Genomic DNA, 16,530 nt, shown 5'->3' with positions numbered 1-16,530 from the left:
CCGGGTGGTACTCCGTCCAAATCAATTTTTCAGTAGCTGCTCAATTCTTCAGCAGCAGTGCGCCTTCGATCGGCACGTATCGACTGGCGGCGCGGATCAGCGAGTTGGCGGTCAGGCCGGGGACGCCGTAAGCCACGGCTTGCACCCCGTGTTTGCTGATGATGCGTTCCAGCAGCATGTCGAAATCACCGTCACCGGAGGCCAGCACTACTTCGTCGACGTGATCGGCGGCGTCCATGATGTCGAGGGTGATGCCGACGTCCCAGTCACCTTTGGCCGAACCATCGCTGCGCTGGATGTAAGGCTTGAGCTTCACGGTGAAGCCGAGGTTGCGCAGGATCTGTTGAAACTGCTGCTGTTTGCTGTCGCCGCGATCAATCGCGTAGGCGTAGGCCTCGACGATCTGCCCGTCCTTGCTGATGTCCGCCCACAGCGCCGCATAGTTGAAATGGCAACCATAAGCCTGACGCACGGTGTAGTAGAGGTTCTGCACGTCGGCGAACACTGCGATTTTTTTCACCGGAGTTCCTGTGGGCGCGCAAGCGCACGTAGCGGGATCAGGCGCATGGCCCGAAAAAGGCGCTCAGTATGCCAGTGAGGAGGAAGGTGACGCGAATAATCACCGGCAGGCGCCAAGGTATCCCTGACAAGCGGTGAATGTGGCGAGGGGATTTATCCCCGTTGGACTGCGCAGCAGTCCCAAAACCCGGGTCCGCTTCGCTGCCCAACGGGGATAAATCCCCTCGCCACGGTGTTAGCGTGAACTTCAGAGATGTGGGTCAGACGAAGGAATCGTCATCATCGAAGAACGATGAGTTGTCATCGCTGTAGTCCGCGTCGCTGAGCCCGCCCTGATCATTGTTGTAAGTGTCGTTGCCTGCCACACGCTGATCGTCGTTCCAGCCGTTGTTGCCCTGATCTGCAACTTGCGCCGGCTCTTCCTTGATTACCTCAACGACTTCTTGCGGCTGCTGCTGGTTATGGCTGAACAAGCTGCTGATGCCTTGCGCCAGCATCACGCCACCGGCCACACCGGCTGCGGTTTTCAGCGCGCCACCGAGGAAGCTGCTGCCGGCAGCCGGGGCTGCTTGTTGCGGGGCATAGTTGGGCGGCGCTGCGCCGAAGTTCTGTTGTGGGGCGGGCGCCGCGTAGTTCTGCTGCGGTGCCGGTTCGCGCCAGCCTCCGGTGGATGCCGGTGCGCTCTGGGTCGGTGCACTCTGGGTTGGCGCCGGACGCGGATTGCTGCCAAAGATGCTGGACAGGAAACCACCGCCGCTCGGTGCAGGTGCTGCGCCCTGAGCCTTGGCCGCTTGCAGGTCGGCCTGCAATTGCTGGACTTGCTGGGTCAGTTGTTTGTTCTGTTCATCGAGGCTTTTGATGGCCGCCTCTTGCACCAGAATCGCCTGGGTCATGAAATAACCTGCCGCCGGTTGGCGCGTCAGGTGTTCCTTGATCCGCGCCTCCGCCAGGGCGTCGCGCGGGGCTGCTTCCGTTTCGGCCTGTTGCAGGCGGGAAAACAGTCCATCGATCAGGGTTTGCTCTTCGCTGTTCATGGCGACCTCGTAGATTGCCGGGGATAACGTTGCCCTTGTCCACGCTGGACACGGTACCTGTCTGTAATGGAGGCAGTGACAGAATGTTTCAATGACCTTTACCGAACGTTTACGTTTGCGCCCCGCCACGCATCATCGGTTAAAGTGAGCCACTGTTTTCGACCTGCGATACCGACCGATGAATGCCTTGGATGTACTGCGCGACTCTCTCTATTTCTTCAAACGCAATCTGGGCCAGATCGTCCGGCTGTGCCTGCCGCTGGTGATTTTCGAAGCGTTCCTGCAACAGGTGGTCGACCACGCCACCGGGCCGGAGAATTTCTCGGCGATCAGCGTGGTCGTCGGTCTGCTGGTTTATCCGCTGTATACCGCCGCGCTGATCCTGTTGCTGGACGCCCGCACCAACGGCGAAACGCCGCGCAACCGCGATCTGCTGGCGCTGTCCGTCAGACTGTGGCCGCGTTTCGCCGTGCTCACCGCGCTCAATACCTTGCTGATCCTGCTCGGCCTGTCGCTGTATTTCCTGCCGGGGCTGTGGCTGATGGTCACTTTGGCGTTCGGCGAATACCTGCTGGTGCTGCGCGGCCTCGGCCCGTTGCAGGCGATGAAGCAAAGCCTGCGCCTGACCCGTGGGCATTTCTGGAAGATTCTGTTGTGCATCCTCTGCGTGATGGGGCCGCTGTGGCTGCTCAAGGGCGCAACCCTGGCGGTGTATCCCGAGCCGCAGAATCCGCTGATCGCGGTGCTGATCGACAGTGGCCACAGTTTCCTGCAACTGTTCACCAGTGTGGTGCTGTTCCGCCTGTTCATGCTGATCAGCGAATCGCCCGACAACCGCGAAGGAACGGTCTGATTGTTATTGGCCTTGGGCGCTGGCTTCTCAGTCCGGTATGCTCAGGGCCACTTTTGTAACGCTATAAGTCGAGCCATGCCCCGTCTACTGCGCTACACCCTGCTGATCGTACTGTTCGCCATCGTCCTGATCGGCGGGCTGATTCTCACCGTCACCTGGCGCCCCGACGCCCGCGAAACCCTGCCAGTCAGTTGCACCGGTCAGCCGCCGACGCTGGTGCCCGGGCAAGCGCTGAAAGTCATGACCTGGAACGTCCAGTATCTGGCTGGCAAGCGTTACGTGTTCTGGAATGATCTGGCGCAGGGCACCGACGAAGCGCCGACTCTGGAAGACATGGCCTTCAGCCTCGATGAAGTGGCGCGAGTGATCCGCGACGAGCAGCCCGATCTGGTGTTGATTCAGGAGCTGGATGACGGCGCCAAGGCCAGTGACTATCAGGATCAGCTCAAGCTGTTGCAGGAGCGCGTCGCCGACCTGTATCCGTGCAGCGCGCATGCGTTCGACTGGAAGGCTGATTTCGTCCCCGATCCGCACGTCTTCGGCAGCGTGGGCCGACAACTGGCGACGTTGAGCCGCTACCGCATCGAACACGCCGAACGCCTGCAATTGCCGGTAGCGCCAGCCAATTTCATCAGCCGCCAGTTCCAGCCGAAGGATGCTCTGCTCGCGGTTAAATTGCCGCTCAGCGACGGCGGGCAACTGACGGTGTTCAACACCCATCTGGATCGCGCCAGTCAACCCGACGACACCTTGCAGGCGCAGGTAACCGCCGTGGCCAAGGTGCTCGACAAGTATGAGAGTCAGGGCATGCCATGGCTGATCGGTGGCGACTTCAACCTGCTGCCGCTGGGCCAGTACCGACGTTTACCCGCCGAGCAGCGCACGCCCTACTCCGCCGACAGCGCACTGCATCTGCTGTGGGACAAGTACCCGATGATCCCGACCAACAACGAAGCCAGCGGTATCGACCGCGCCCGGTGGCTGACCCACTACCCCAACGACCCCGGCCTCAACGGCCCGGATCGTACGGTCGACTATCTGTTCTACAGCCCGAAGATCAAACGGATGGAAGCGATGGTGCGGCAGGACGATACGTTGCGCATCTCCGATCATTTGCCGGTGATTGCGCGGTTCCTGCTGCCGGTGGCGCCATAGGGCCGGCAGCGATAAAAATGCGGAACTAACCCGCTTGAACCATGCTCTAGCCTTCGAATTGATGATTCGGAGAGCGCATGAAGATATTACTGGTGTGCAAGGACATTGGGGGTTACGCCCGGAAACTGGCGAACCATCTAATGGCCGAAAACGAAGTGTGCTTCATTGACACATCTTCGATGTCCGAAAAATTCAATCGCGCCCCGAAGATCATTCGCCGCCCGCTCAAACACTGGGCTCAGTTGCGGCAGATCAAAAAAGCAATCCGTGCATCCGGACGATTTGATGTCGCCTTGTTCATCAACCCGGCGCAAATAGATCCGACGCAGTTGGCGGTAGCTTTCAAGTCCTGCGACCGCAAGATTGCCTATCTTTACGACAGCTTCAGTCGATGGCCGATGAGCCGTGAACAACTTGCCGAATACGATGAGGTGTTTTCCTTCGATCCGGAGAATGCCAAGAGCCATGGCCTGAAAAAACTGCACAACTTCATTTACGACGACCATGTCGTGGAGGGGGAACCCGTCGAATACTCGGCAATTGTGGTCATGGCCGGCAAGGATCGGGTTCCAGCACTGGAAAAACTGGCGCAGGAGTTTGATCGACTCGGGATCAGTGATTACAAGTTTATGGTTCAGTGCAAACCGATCCCCGGCGCTCATCCGGGCATAACCTTCTTCGCACAAAGAATGTCTCTGGAGTCCGTAGGCGAACTGGTAAAACGCTCGCGGATCATTCTGGACATTTCCAAGCCCGGCCAGGCCGGATTGAGCTTCCGTTTTTTTGAGGCTATGGCCTCGCGCAAAAAAGTCATTACCACCAACAGAAGCGTTGTCGACTATGACTTCTACAACCCGGCAAACATTCTGGTCATCGATGAAGCCAGCCCGGTGATTCCCGAGCAGTTCATTAACGAACCGTATGTGGACGTTCCCGAGCAGATCTATCAGAAATACACGTTGCAGGGATGGACCAGAACTGTCTTTTCACTGCACTGAAACACTCCCCGGTTCCACCTGCACAACACAAATCCCTGTGGGAGCTGGCCTGCCAGCGAAAGCGGTGTGTCAGGCACCGGATGCATCGACTGACACAAAGCCTTCGCGAGCAGGCTCGCTCCCAAAGGTTTTGTGAGTCGCCGCAAATCATCTGCACAGCGCAATCCCTGTGGGAGTTGGCCTGCCAGCGAAAACGGTGTGTCAGGCTCCAGATGTGTTGACTGACACGACGCTATCGCGAGCAGGCTCGCTCCCACAGGTTTTGTGAGCAGTCTCAAACTGTTTGCACAACACCAATCCCTGTGGGAGCTGGCCTGCCAGCGAAATCGGTGTGTCAGGCACCAGATGTATTGACTGACACGACGCTATCGCGAGCAGGCCAGCTCCCACAGGTTTTGTGAGTTGCCTCAAATCATCTGCACAACACAAATCCCTGTGGGAGCTGGCCTGCCAGCGAAAGCGGTGTGTCAGGCTCCAGATGTGTTGACTGACACGACGCTATCGCGAGCAGGCTCGCTTCCACAGGTTTTGTGAGTTGCCTCAAACTGTTTGCACAACACCAATCACTGTGGGAGCTGGCTTGCCAGCGAAAGCGGTGTGTCAGGCACCGGATGCATTGAACTGACACACCGCTATCGCGAGCAGGCTCGCTCCCACAGGTTTTGTGAATTGCCTCAAATCATCTGCACTGCGCAATCCCCTGTGGGAGCTGGCCTGCCAGCGAAAGCGGTGTGTCAGGCTCCAGATGTGTTGACTGACACGACGCTATCGCGAGCAGGCTCGCTCCCACAGGTTTTGTGAGTTGCCTCAAATCATCTGCACAACACAAATCCCTGTGGGAGCTGGCCTGCCAGCGAAATCGGTGTGTCAGGCACCAGATGTGTTGACTGACACGACGCTATCGCGAGCAGGCTCGCTCCCACAGGTTTTGTGAGTTGCCTCAAATCATCTGCACAACGCAATCCCTGTGGGAGCTGGCCTGCAGGCACCGGATGCATCGACTGACACAAAGCCTTCGCGAGCAGGCTCGCTCCCACAGGGAGAACAAATAGCTAGCCGTTGATCAATGCACTTCTTCGAGGTCGTCGTGCAGCAGGCCGAAGATCTGCCGTTTCATGTCGATGAACGAGCGTTCCATGACCATGTCCAGCGTGCGTGGACGTTCGATAGGCACGTCGAGTATCTGCTTGATCCGCCCCGGCCGTGCTCCCATCACATAGACCCGATCACCGAGCAGAATCGCTTCGTCGATATCGTGGGTCACGAACAACACGGTCTTCTTGCTGTTGCCCCAGACCCGCAGCAACAGCTGCTGCATCTGCAAACGCGTCTGGCTGTCCAGTGCGCCGAACGGCTCATCCATCAAAAGGATCTGCGGGTCATTGGCCAGTGCGCGAGCAATCGCCACCCGCTGCATCATGCCGCCCGAAAGCTGTTTGGCGTAGCTGTCGGCGAACCCGGCAAGCCCGACTTCGTTGACGTAGTAATCGACGATCTCTTTGCGCCGCGCCGCCGGCATGCCGCGACGTTTGAGGCCGAATTCGACGTTCTGCCGCACGGTCAGCCACGGAAACAGCGTGTAGCTCTGGAACACCATGCCGCGATCCGCGCCCGGGCCCTGCACTTGCTGGCCGCCGACGTAGATCTCGCCGGAGGTCGGCTCGGCCAGACCTGCGGTGAGGTACAACAGGCTCGATTTGCCGCAACCCGATGGCCCGACCAGCACCGCGAACTGCTGATCAGGCACCTCGAAAGACACCTGCTCCAGCGCGGTAAACGTGCCGCCATCAGGCTTCTTGTAACGCAGGCTGACCTTGTCCACCTGCAAACGCGGGGCGGCATGCGGCGCGGTGGCCACCGGCTCGATGAAACGATGAGTAGCAGCGGTTACTGAGCCCATGCGGCGATCCTCAAACGTAGGAAGCGAAACAGTTGATCGGTGAACAGGCCCAGCAGGCCAATGATGGCGATCGCCAGAAAGATCACATCCACCTGAAAGCCGCGCATGGCCTTGAGGCTCAGATAACCCAGTCCGCTGGATGCAGCCACCAGTTCGGCGACCACCAGATAGGTCCAGGCCCAGCCCATGGTCACGCGCAAGGTGTCGAGCACGCCGGGCACCGAAGCCGGTGCGATCACATGCAACACCGCGTCGAGGCGGTTGGAGCCCAAGGTGTAAGAGGCATTCACCAGATCCTTGGAAATCCCTTTGGAGACGTCAGCGATCATCACCAGTTGCTGAAAGAACACGCCGAAGATAATCACCGAGACCCGCTGCTCCAGACCGATGCCGATCCACAGGATGAACAGCGGCACAAACGAGGTCACCGGCAGGTAGCGAATGAAGTTCACCATCGGCTCAAGAAACGCCTGAACGATGCGAAAACTGCCCATCAGCAAGCCAATCGGAATCGCCACCAGCGACGAGACGATAAACCCGACCATCACCACTTCGACACTGGCCCAGACATGCTGGCCGAGCGTGCCGTCACGGCTCAGGCGCACGGCGGCCTCGACCACCGCGCCGGGCGTCGGCAGAAACATCCCCGGGACAATTCCGCCATACGACAAACCGGCCCACAGCCCGATCAATAACAGCCAGGCCAGACCGCTCGCGCCCCACACCACTTGCACCGGCAAACCGGTCTTGGGCGTCAGGCAGCGGCTCAGCCACGAATTGCGCTTGAACATGCAAACCTCCTAGAGCGGGCTGACGAAACGGTTGTCGACCAGATCGTCATGGCTGACGTTGTAGGGTTTGCCTTGCAGCTCGCTGGCGGTTTCGTTGGCCAGTTTGATCAGTGCCGCGCTGTCACCCGGATTACCCGGTGAGCCGAGCAGTTTTTCGCTCATGGCCTGATCGTAGAAGCGCACGCCTTTGGCAGCCGCGGCCAGCTCCTTCGGATCGGAGAGATAGCCGCCGACACCTTTGGCCATGATCGCGTAGGCCTCTTCCGGATGTTCCTGGGTGTACTTCACCGCTTTGTAGAGTCCGGCCACCAGCGCCTTGACGTCTGCCGGTTGTTTTTCGATGACGGAGCAGTTCAGCGCCACCACATCGACAATCACTCCCGGTGTGCTGCTGCTGTCGATCAACACCTTGCCCTGTTGTCGGTCACGGACCATCGACAGATGCGGTTCCCAGGTCACGGCGGCCGGTACACGACCTGCGATGAACGCGGTAGCGGCGTCGTCAGCCGTCATGTTCTGCACGGTGATGTCGCTCATTTTCATGCCGTTCTTTTTCAGCAGATACGAGAGCCAGAACTGCGAGGTCGAGCCTTCGTTGACCGCGACGGTCTGGCCCTTGAGCTCTTGCAGGTTCTTCACGTCCTTGCCGACCAGCACGCCGTCGCCACCGTGGCTGTCATCCAGTGCGGCGACAGCCTTGAAGCAGAACTGCGGGCGATACTTGAGCACTTCGTCGATGGTCGAGGCCGACCCGGACAACTGCCCGGACGCCTGCGCAGCCATGTACATCGAAGCCTCTTCGACCACTGGCAATTCGACGGTCAGACCGTTTTCCTTGAAGTAGCCCAGATCCTGAGCCAGATACAGCGTGCCATAGCCGACCCAGGTCGTATGGCCAATGGAAAGCGTACCGGCCTGGGCGCCGGTGGCGACTGTTGCGGCCAGGGCGGTAATCGCCAAAGGATGGGTGAGACGGAGACACAAGGACTTGATCATGGAGCACTCCCGACGCTGTTGATTTAGTTTTGTCATGGGCAGTACGGCCGGCCCCTGTGAAGTGAATCCACGCTGCGGTCTCTGTTGGACTCTGGCGTGGAACTCTGGGGCTGGCGAGATCGATGGTGGCCCATGTGCGGGCGCAGGAAAATCAGGAAATTGTTGGCTGCGAACCATGAAAAAACTGGCTAGGGCGCACCGCAAAAGGGCGGCATTGGCGGGGATGCTCAAGGCAGGTGCAAGTCGGGAATCATGGGTGAAACAACAGTCCAATCGCTGGCAAGCCAGCTCCCACAGTGATCTCGGGTTGCCCATAAATTGTGGACACCACCGAAACCTGTGGGAGCTGGCTTGCCAGCGATAGGGCCGGCGCGGTATCAGCGCAATTGAAACCAAGTGGTTTTCAACTGGGTGTATTTGTCGAACGAATGCAGCGACAAATCGCGACCAAAACCGGACTGTTTGCCGCCACCAAATGGCACCGTCACGTCCAACGCATCCACCGTGTTCACCGACACCGTACCCGCCCGCAACTGCCGTGCAACGCGATGCGCACGATTGAGATCGTCGGTCCACAGCGACGCCGCCAGACCATAGACACTGTCATTGGCCAGACGCAGCGCCTCGGCCTCATCGTCGAACGGCACTACCGCCAGCACCGGGCCAAATACCTCTTCACGGAACAGCGTCATGTCCGCTCGCACGCCGGTAAAAATCGTCGGCAGGATAAAGTTGTCAGAGCCATTGAAGCTCGCCTGCCGACCACCGCAAACCAGCGTCGCGCCTTGCTGCTCGGCCTCACGAATGAAGCGCATCACGCCCGCAGCCTGACGATTGTCGACGATGGCCCCGGCGCGACTCTGCGGGTCGAGCGGATCGCCCGGTTGCCAGCGCTCGGCCTGCGCTTTCAGGCGCTCGACAAACTCATCATGGATCGAGCGCTGCACCAGCAGCCGCGAATTGGCCGAGCAGACTTCACCCTGATTGAAGAAAATGCCGAACGCGGCTTTTTCCGCCGCAAGGTCCAGATCCTGACAATCGGCGAACACCAGATTGGCGCTCTTGCCGCCGCACTCCAGCCACACCTGCTTGAGGTTCGACTGCGCCGAATACTGCATGAAATATTTGCCGACCTGAGTCGACCCGGTGAACACCAGACAATCAATGTCCGCGTGTAACCCCAGCGCCTTGCCGGTCTGCTCACCGAGCCCCGGCAGCACGTTCAGCACACCCGCAGGCAGCCCGGCCTCCAGCGCCAGCTCTGCCAGACGCAATGCCGAAAACGGTGACTGTTCAGCGGGTTTGAGAATCACCGAGTTGCCTGCCGCCAGCGCTGGTGCGAGTTTCCACGCGGCCATGTCCAGCGGGAAATTCCACGGCACCACAGCGGCGACTACGCCCAGCGCTTCGCGGCTAATAGTTGCCAAAACATTGGACGCTGTGGGGGCGATCTGATCGTAAAGTTTGTCGAGGCTTTCGGCGTACCAACGGAACACCCCAGCGGCACCCGGCACGTCGATGTTATAGGCATCCATCACCGGTTTGCCCATGTTCAGCGAGTCGAGCAATGCCAACTCTTCACGATGGGCCATCAACAGATCGGCCAGCCGCAGCAGCACTTGCTTGCGCTCGGCGGGTGAACGTTGCGACCAGTCGCCCGCTTCGAACACCTGCCGCGCGCTGCGCACCGCCGCATCGACATCGGCCTCGCCGCACGCTGCGACGTTGGCCAGAAGCTGGCCGGTGGCGGGGTTGATCGCGGCAAAGGTCTGCCCCGATTGCGCCGCACAGTGTTTGCCGGCGATCACGGCTTGATCGGGAAACTTCAATGCAACGGCCTTGCGCTGCCAATCTGCAAGCTCGAACACGTTCAGATGCTCCATGGGCTTTATTGTGCTTCGATGGTCGCTCAGCCCCGGGCGCGCTAAAAATAGTAAAAATGTCTTCGCAGGTAATGAAAAAACTGGGCAAACGGTTCACCTGAACGGCGCATAGATGGCTAAGGTTCAAGGATAAAAACATCGTCGAGCAACGGACGCAGCGGCGCATAAATTGCTTGAAAGTCGAGTCCGCTCGTCCTGAGGTTTGCCGTGGCCGCCTACAATTTGCGTCAGTTGAAATACTTCATCACCACCGTCGAATGCGGCAGCGTCGCCGAGGCCTCGCGCAAGCTGTACATCGCCCAACCGGCGATTTCCACGGCGATCAAGGCACTGGAAGACAGCTTCGGCGTACAACTGCTGATCCGTCATCACGCCCAAGGGGTTTCGCTGACACCGAGCGGTGCGCGCTTCCTGCGCAAGGCCCAGGAACTGTTGCGCATGGCCAAGGAGTTCGAGCAGAACGCCCTGGCCGACAACGATGTGGTGGGCGGGCAGATCGATATCGGCTGCTTCGAAACCGTCGCCCCGCTCTACCTGCCACAGTTGATCGCCGGGTTTTCCGCGCTGTATCCGGGAGTGAAAATCCGCATCCGCGATGGCGAACAACAAGAGTTGGTGCAAGGGCTGACGTCAGGTGCTTTTGACCTGGTCATCCTCTACGAACACGAACTCGATGCGACCATCCAGACCGAACCGCTAATGCCGGCGCAGCGACCTTATGCGCTGCTGCCGGCCGATCACCGCTTCGCCCAGTACAAGCAGGTGTCGCTGCGCGATCTGTGTCTGGAGCCGATGATTCTGCTGGACGTGCAACCGAGCCGGACCTACTTCGTCAGCCTGTTTGAGGAACTCGGGCTGACCCCGCGAATCGAGTTCAGCTCACCGTCGATCGAGATGGTGCGCGGCATGGTCGGTCAGGGTTTCGGCTTCTCGGTGCTGGTCACCCGGCCGCACTCGGAATGCACCTACGACGGCAAGAAAGTGGTGTGCGTGGAGATTGTCGAGGACGTCACCGGTTCAGGTCTGGTGGCGGCGTGGCTCAAGCGCGGGCAACTGACCAAACCGGCGCAGCTGTTCGCCGACTACTGCCGCGAACAACTGACGGGCGGGGCTGCGATCTTTTGATCTTCAGGTTCCCCGAGGCTTGGCGCGGGCAGTGGCCTCAGCCACCAACGGATCATCCGGCCAATAATGCTTGGGATACCGTCCCTTCAGATCCTTCTTAACCTCGGCATAGGTGCTGCGCCAGAAGTTCGCCAGATCCTGCGTCACCTGCACCGGGCGTCGCGCCGGGGACAACAGGTGCAACTTGACCACCTGCCGGCCACCGGCAATCCGTGGTGTATCGGACAAACCGAACAGCTCCTGCAACCGCACCGCGAGAATCGGCGGCTGTTCGCTGTAGTCCAGACGGATCGACGAGCCGGACGGCACGCTGATGTGATGCGGCGCCAGCTCATCCAGCTTCTGCGGCAGCGGCCACGGCAACTGATTACGCACGATGCTCGACAGGTCGAGATTGGCGAAGTGGCTGAGCCGCGAAACCTTGCCCAGATACGGCATCAGCCAATGCTCGAGATTTTTCAGCAATGCGGCATCGCTGACATCCGGCCACTGGCTTTCATCCGAGGTATTCAGGTCGAGCTGGCGCAACAGCGCAACTCGCGCCTGCCACTGGCGCAGTTCCGGGGTCCACGGCAGCAATTCCAGACCCTTGCGCCGCACCAGATTCACCAGCGCCTGACTGCGTGCGTTTTCGTCGAGACCGGTCAGCGGTTCGCGACTGAGGATCAGCTCACCGACCTTGCGCTGACGCTCGGCACGCAACACGCCTTCGCGCTCGTCCCAGTCCAGTTGATCGACGCAACGCACCTGCTCAGCCAATACCGAATCGAACAGCGCCGGATCGAAATCCGCCGCCAGATAAATCCGTTCTTCGCGCTGGCCCTGACGACTGCCGAGATCGGCGATGACGATCCACGACTCCTTCATCAGGCTGTCGGCTTCGGCGAACAACGCGGCGCGACCGTTGGCCAGACGATACTCCGAGCCACCGGCACGCCGCTGCTGAGCAACGCGATCCGGATAGGCCAGCGCCAGCAAGGCACCGAGCCAGCGCGGATGATCGGGATCGCTGACCGGCTCGCTGGCCTTGCCACGCAGGTAACCACGGTACTGCCGCGCCAGTTGCCGCGCTCGCTGCACGCCACCCTGCGCGCCGCGCGCCGCACGTTCTTCGCCGGACAACAACACCAGTCGGCTATGCAGATCGGCGCCGGCACCGCGCAAGATATCGCGCTCGCCGAGCAGCGCGGCGACGTCGCACGCCATGTTGGCCAAGCCCAATGCCTGACCGCGCAACAACAGATGACCGATGCGCGGATGCGCCGGCAACTCGGCCATGGCCTGACCGTGCGAGGTCAGCGCTTCGCCGTCCAGTGCGCCGAGCCGTTCGAGCAAATCCTGCGCCTGTGCATAAGCCGCTGCTGGCGGAACATCGAGCCAGACCAACTCGCCCGGCGTGACACCCCAACGCCCCAGTTGCAGCGCCATTGCGGCGAGATCCGCCGAGAGAATTTCCGCACTGCCATAAGCCGCCAGCTGATCGTGTTGATCCTGCGACCACAACCGATAGCAAACCCCCGGCTCCAGTCGTCCGGCCCGGCCCGCACGCTGGGTGGCGCTGGCCTTGGAGATGCGCTGGGTGTCGAGGCGAGTCATGCCGCTGCCGGGATCGAAACGCGGCACCCGTGCCAGCCCGGCGTCGATCACCACGCGCACGCCGTTGATGGTCAGGCTGGTCTCGGCGATGTTGGTTGCCAGCACCACTTTGCGCTGGCCGGCGGGAGGCGGATCGATGGCGGCGCGCTGGGCATTCAGATCCAGTTCACCGTGCAGCGGGCACAACAGAACGTCTTTGCGTTCGCCAATCGCATCGCTCAGTTGTTGATGGACACGGCGAATTTCCGCTTGTCCCGGCAGGAACACCAGCAGGCTGCCGGTTTCATCGTTGAGTGCTTCGAGCACGGTCTGAGTTACGCGCTGATCAATGTATTCGCCGGGCTGAAATGGTCGGCCCCAGCGCATCGCCACCGGGAACATCCGCCCTTCGCTGCGCAGAATCGGCGCGTCGTCGAGCAGGCTGGCCAGGCGTTCGCCTTCGAGGGTCGCCGACATCAGCAAAATCTTCAGCGGCTGTTCAGCTCGAAACAGTTCGCGACCATTCAGACTGAGCGCCAGCGCCAGATCGGCGTCGAGACTGCGTTCGTGAAATTCGTCGAAGATCAGCAGACCCACGCCTTCCAGCGCCGGATCGTCCTGCAAACGCCGGGTGAGAATGCCTTCGGTGACCACTTCAATACGGGTATTGGGGCCGACCTTGCTGTCGAGGCGGATGCGATACCCGACGGTTTCGCCGACCTTCTCGCCCAACTCGCTGGCCAATCTCTCGGCAGCCGCACGCGCCGCCAGACGACGCGGTTCGAGCATCAGAATGGTTTGCCCGGCCAGCCACGCTTCATTGAGCAGGGCCAAGGGCACGCGGGTGGTTTTACCGGCGCCGGGCGGTGCTTCGAGCACAGCCTCGTGGCGTGTCGCCAACGCTTCACGCAGGGCGGGTAAAACTTCATCGATTGGCAGAGAGATCATGCTGGCTCCAAAACAGAGCGGCGAGTATAACGGCGAACTGCTAAGCCTTCGTCAGGGTCTTAACTTCACAAGACGAAGCTTCGTTATCAGATGACTCAGGAGATATTTCCCATGCGTGTACCTTTTCGACTGATCGGCGGTGTGCTGGTCGCCACCCTGCTTACTCAATTGACCGCGTGCGGCTCGATTTTCTATCCCGACCGTCGCGGCCAGATCGACGGCAAGGTTGACCCGGCGATTGCCGTGCTCGATGCCGTGGGCCTCCTGTTCTACATCATCCCCGGCCTGATCGCGTTTGCCGTCGACTTCGCCACTGGCGCGATCTATTTCGAACCGGGCCACACCGCGCAGATCGACCCGGCCAAACTCAAACAAGCCATCGGCCCGGACGGTCAGGTCGATAATCACAAGTTGCAGGCTATTCTCGAAAGTGAACTGGGCAAAGACTTTCCACTCGATGACCCGCGCCTGATTCAGCACAAGGGCAGCACCCAGCAACTGGCGATGTTCGGCCTGCAACCTGCCGCCTAAACCATAAGGATCTACCGCACTCATGACCACCAGCCCCGAACACGCCCGCCTGCTGCGGCTCGCGACCCGCGCCTCGGTGGCGGTGGCTTGTACGCTGATCATCGCCAAAGCCATCGCCTGGTGGCTGAGCGGTTCGGTGAGCATGCTCGCCGGCCTCACCGACTCGGCGCTCGATGGCGTCACCTCGCTGCTCAATCTGCTGGCGGTGCATTACGCACTGCGCCCGGCGGATGACGATCATCGTTATGGCCACGGCAAGGCCGAATCGCTGGCGGGCATGGCGCAGGCGCTGTTCATCGGCGGCAGTGCGGTGTTGATCGCGTTCCAGGCGTTCGAGCGTTTGAAAACACCGGAGCCACTGGGCGCGCCATGGCTGAGCATCGGCGTGATCGTGTTCTCGCTGCTGCTGACGGCGGCGTTACTGACGCTGCAACATCGGGTGATCAAGCAGACCGGTTCCAATGCGGTACGCGCCGACTCCCTGCATTACCGCTCGGACATGTTGCTCAACGGCAGCATTCTGATTGCGCTGGTGCTGGCCGGGTTGGGCTTCACTCAACTGGACGCCTGGTTTGGTCTGGGGATTTCCGTGTACATCCTCTGGAGCGCGGTGCAGATCGCCCGGGAAAGTTTTGCGGTGTTGATGGATGAAGAGCTGCCGACGGATGTCAGTCAGCACATGCTCGAACTCGCCTGTGGCGTACCGGGAGTCTTGGGCGCCCATGACTTGCGCACGCGGATCTCGGGCAATCACTGGTTCGTGCAGTTGCATCTGGAATTGCCGGGAGAACTGACGCTGTCAGTCGCTCACGGCATCAGCGATCAAGCGGCGGATGCGATTCACGCCGCCTACCCACGGGCCGAAGTGCTGGTGCACGCCGACCCGCAGGAAGTGGTCAAGTCTGAACGGGCGCAAACCCGGATTCAGTAAGTCACCTGATAACCGCGACTGCTCAGGCAACTGCCCTGAGCCTGACGATAAGCCTGAACCACTTCGGGCGCCGGCTGATAGGTCGCGGTGCGTGGGTCAAACCCGCTTTGCTGGACGGCGTACTGATAGCACTGATAACCGTCCTGCTGCACCTGCTCCGGCGACTGGCCGTTGGCCGGATAGGCCTGAACGTCATAGCCCTGAGATTGCGGCTGCGGCTGTGGCGGCTGTTGAACCGGCGGCTCGACCACGACGTAATCCTGCGTGGCTTCCTGATAGGCGTAATAGGAACCGGCGGCGAGGAACAGCAGCGACCCGCCGATCCACACTTCACGCGAATAATCAGGCAAATACTGGATGCGAATCCCCCGTGGCGGCTGCACGACGATATAGCGCGGGCCCTGTGGGCGATACCAGTAACCACCGGAATAGAAGTAATCCTGGCCGCGATACGGCACGCGGTAATCGCGGTCGGGGAAGCGGTCGATCATATGCCCCGGTCGATACTGCGGGCCCGGGCCCCAGCCATTGCCATGACCGTCCGGACGTCCCGGCCAGTGATTGTCATTGGGGCGATTATTGGTCTGCCAATGCTGGTTGTTGTAGCCATTTTGCGGGCGCTCGTCGCGGTAGTAACCCTGACGCGGCTCCTGGGTCTGGCGCACGGCATCGGGACGCGGCTGGATCGACAGATTGTTGGATGGCTGCGGCGATGGCTGGTGAACCGGATTCGGCTGATTCGGCGGGCGGTTCTGGTTCTGGTTTTGCCACTGACCATTGTTGTTGTGTTGCTGTTGCTGTTGCTGTTGCTGCTGCTGCTGACCGTTGTGTTCGAACTGGCGACTGTTGTCGCCACGAATGATCTCGTTGTTCTGCGGACGTGGCTGATTCTGCGGCGGCGGATTGTTCTGCCCGTGCGGCTGATTGTTGCCGCCATGCCCCTGATTGTTACCCTCATGTTCCGGTCCGCGTCCGCCATTATCGGGGCCACGGTTCTGCGGTTCATCGGCAAGCGCTTGCGCACTGACACTCACACACAGCAAACCAACACCGGCCAGACGCCAGATGCGCGACTTCATGCTATTCCTCATTACGGGCCAAGCCTGTCATTAAGTGGGCTTGTAACTAAGACCGGGAATACACACACCGGGTTCTGACAAAGGTTATCAGTCACGCAACTTATTTATTGAGGAGCGCGAGCGCAAAAGCACAAAAATCGCGCGCAAGAAAAAAGGGAGACCCGTCGGCCTCCCTTCTAGAGAACTTCGTCCTGGCTCAACGCTTATGACGT

14 protein-coding genes are annotated in these 16,530 nt (G+C 60.3%); 6 read left to right on the top strand and 8 right to left on the bottom strand.

Features of this window, described 5'->3' with window-relative positions:
* Positions 1-40: 40 nt before the first annotated feature.
* Both ACTWLJ_RS10950 and ACTWLJ_RS10945 read right to left on the bottom strand, forming a co-directional pair.
* Positions 41-520, bottom strand: coding sequence for a LabA-like NYN domain-containing protein (locus ACTWLJ_RS10950; protein ID WP_016986151.1), 480 nt, complete (start codon positions 518-520; stop codon positions 41-43).
* A gap of 259 nt (positions 521-779) precedes the next feature.
* Positions 780-1,553 carry a DUF2076 domain-containing protein gene (locus tag ACTWLJ_RS10945; RefSeq protein WP_445180817.1) on the bottom strand — a complete coding sequence of 258 codons (774 nt, stop codon included), beginning with the start codon at positions 1,551-1,553 and terminating at the stop codon, positions 780-782.
* A 178-nt stretch (positions 1,554-1,731) separates the two neighbouring features.
* Here ACTWLJ_RS10945 and ACTWLJ_RS10940 point away from each other — a divergent pair, with 178 nt between their 5' ends.
* From ACTWLJ_RS10940 to ACTWLJ_RS10930, 3 genes are all read left to right on the top strand, one after another.
* Positions 1,732-2,406, top strand: a complete 675-nt coding sequence (locus tag ACTWLJ_RS10940; RefSeq protein ID WP_445180816.1) for a YciC family protein — start codon at positions 1,732-1,734, stop codon at positions 2,404-2,406.
* A gap of 75 nt (positions 2,407-2,481) precedes the next feature.
* Positions 2,482-3,561 (top strand): endonuclease/exonuclease/phosphatase family protein, encoded by a 1,080-nt coding sequence (locus ACTWLJ_RS10935; RefSeq protein WP_445180815.1) that lies wholly within the window; start codon positions 2,482-2,484, stop codon positions 3,559-3,561.
* Positions 3,562-3,638: 77 nt separating this feature from the next.
* Positions 3,639-4,559 (top strand): hypothetical protein, encoded by a 921-nt coding sequence (locus ACTWLJ_RS10930; RefSeq protein ID WP_445180814.1) that lies wholly within the window; start codon positions 3,639-3,641, stop codon positions 4,557-4,559.
* Between the two features lie 1,063 nt (positions 4,560-5,622).
* On the opposite strand, the gene ACTWLJ_RS10925 is transcribed toward ACTWLJ_RS10930, so the two are convergent.
* The 4 genes from ACTWLJ_RS10925 to ACTWLJ_RS10910 all read right to left on the bottom strand — a co-directional run bounded on the left by ACTWLJ_RS10925 (position 5,623) and on the right by ACTWLJ_RS10910 (position 10,114).
* Positions 5,623-6,459 (bottom strand): ABC transporter ATP-binding protein, encoded by an 837-nt coding sequence (locus tag ACTWLJ_RS10925; RefSeq protein WP_445180813.1) that lies wholly within the window; start codon positions 6,457-6,459, stop codon positions 5,623-5,625.
* Positions 6,447-7,250: an ABC transporter permease gene (locus tag ACTWLJ_RS10920; RefSeq protein ID WP_445180812.1), complete on the bottom strand. Its 804-nt coding sequence runs from the start codon at positions 7,248-7,250 to the stop codon at positions 6,447-6,449. The genes ACTWLJ_RS10925 and ACTWLJ_RS10920 overlap by 13 nt, the downstream gene beginning before the upstream one ends.
* Before the next feature lie 9 nt (positions 7,251-7,259).
* Positions 7,260-8,246 (bottom strand): ABC transporter substrate-binding protein, encoded by a 987-nt coding sequence (locus tag ACTWLJ_RS10915; protein WP_445180811.1) that lies wholly within the window; start codon positions 8,244-8,246, stop codon positions 7,260-7,262.
* Positions 8,247-8,623: 377 nt separating this feature from the next.
* Entirely contained in the window at positions 8,624-10,114 is a 1,491-nt protein-coding gene (locus ACTWLJ_RS10910) for an aldehyde dehydrogenase (RefSeq protein ID WP_445180810.1), read from the bottom strand.
* A 222-nt stretch (positions 10,115-10,336) separates the two neighbouring features.
* Between ACTWLJ_RS10910 and ACTWLJ_RS10905 the strand changes: the two genes are divergently transcribed.
* Complete coding sequence (locus ACTWLJ_RS10905) at positions 10,337-11,254, top strand: LysR family transcriptional regulator (RefSeq protein ID WP_401214291.1); 918 nt, start codon at positions 10,337-10,339, stop codon at positions 11,252-11,254.
* 3 nt (positions 11,255-11,257) lie between these two features.
* On the opposite strand, the gene hrpB is transcribed toward ACTWLJ_RS10905, so the two are convergent.
* On the bottom strand, positions 11,258-13,777 hold the full coding sequence (gene hrpB / locus ACTWLJ_RS10900) for an ATP-dependent helicase HrpB (protein ID WP_445180809.1): 2,520 nt from the start codon (positions 13,775-13,777) through the stop codon (positions 11,258-11,260).
* A gap of 111 nt (positions 13,778-13,888) precedes the next feature.
* Here hrpB and ACTWLJ_RS10895 point away from each other — a divergent pair, with 111 nt between their 5' ends.
* Both ACTWLJ_RS10895 and ACTWLJ_RS10890 read left to right on the top strand, forming a co-directional pair.
* Complete coding sequence (locus ACTWLJ_RS10895; protein ID WP_401214288.1) at positions 13,889-14,308, top strand: polyribonucleotide nucleotidyltransferase; 420 nt, start codon at positions 13,889-13,891, stop codon at positions 14,306-14,308.
* Between the two features lie 22 nt (positions 14,309-14,330).
* Entirely contained in the window at positions 14,331-15,239 is a 909-nt protein-coding gene (locus tag ACTWLJ_RS10890; RefSeq protein WP_445180808.1) for a cation diffusion facilitator family transporter, read from the top strand.
* Here the strand turns inward: ACTWLJ_RS10890 and ACTWLJ_RS10885 are convergent.
* Complete coding sequence (locus ACTWLJ_RS10885; RefSeq protein WP_445180807.1) at positions 15,233-16,318, bottom strand: DUF6515 family protein; 1,086 nt, start codon at positions 16,316-16,318, stop codon at positions 15,233-15,235. The genes ACTWLJ_RS10890 and ACTWLJ_RS10885 overlap by 7 nt on opposite strands.
* Positions 16,319-16,530: the final 212 nt, after the last annotated feature.

The organism is Pseudomonas sp. McL0111 (assembly GCF_052567255.1).
This window is presented reverse-complemented; position numbering and strand designations above follow the sequence as displayed.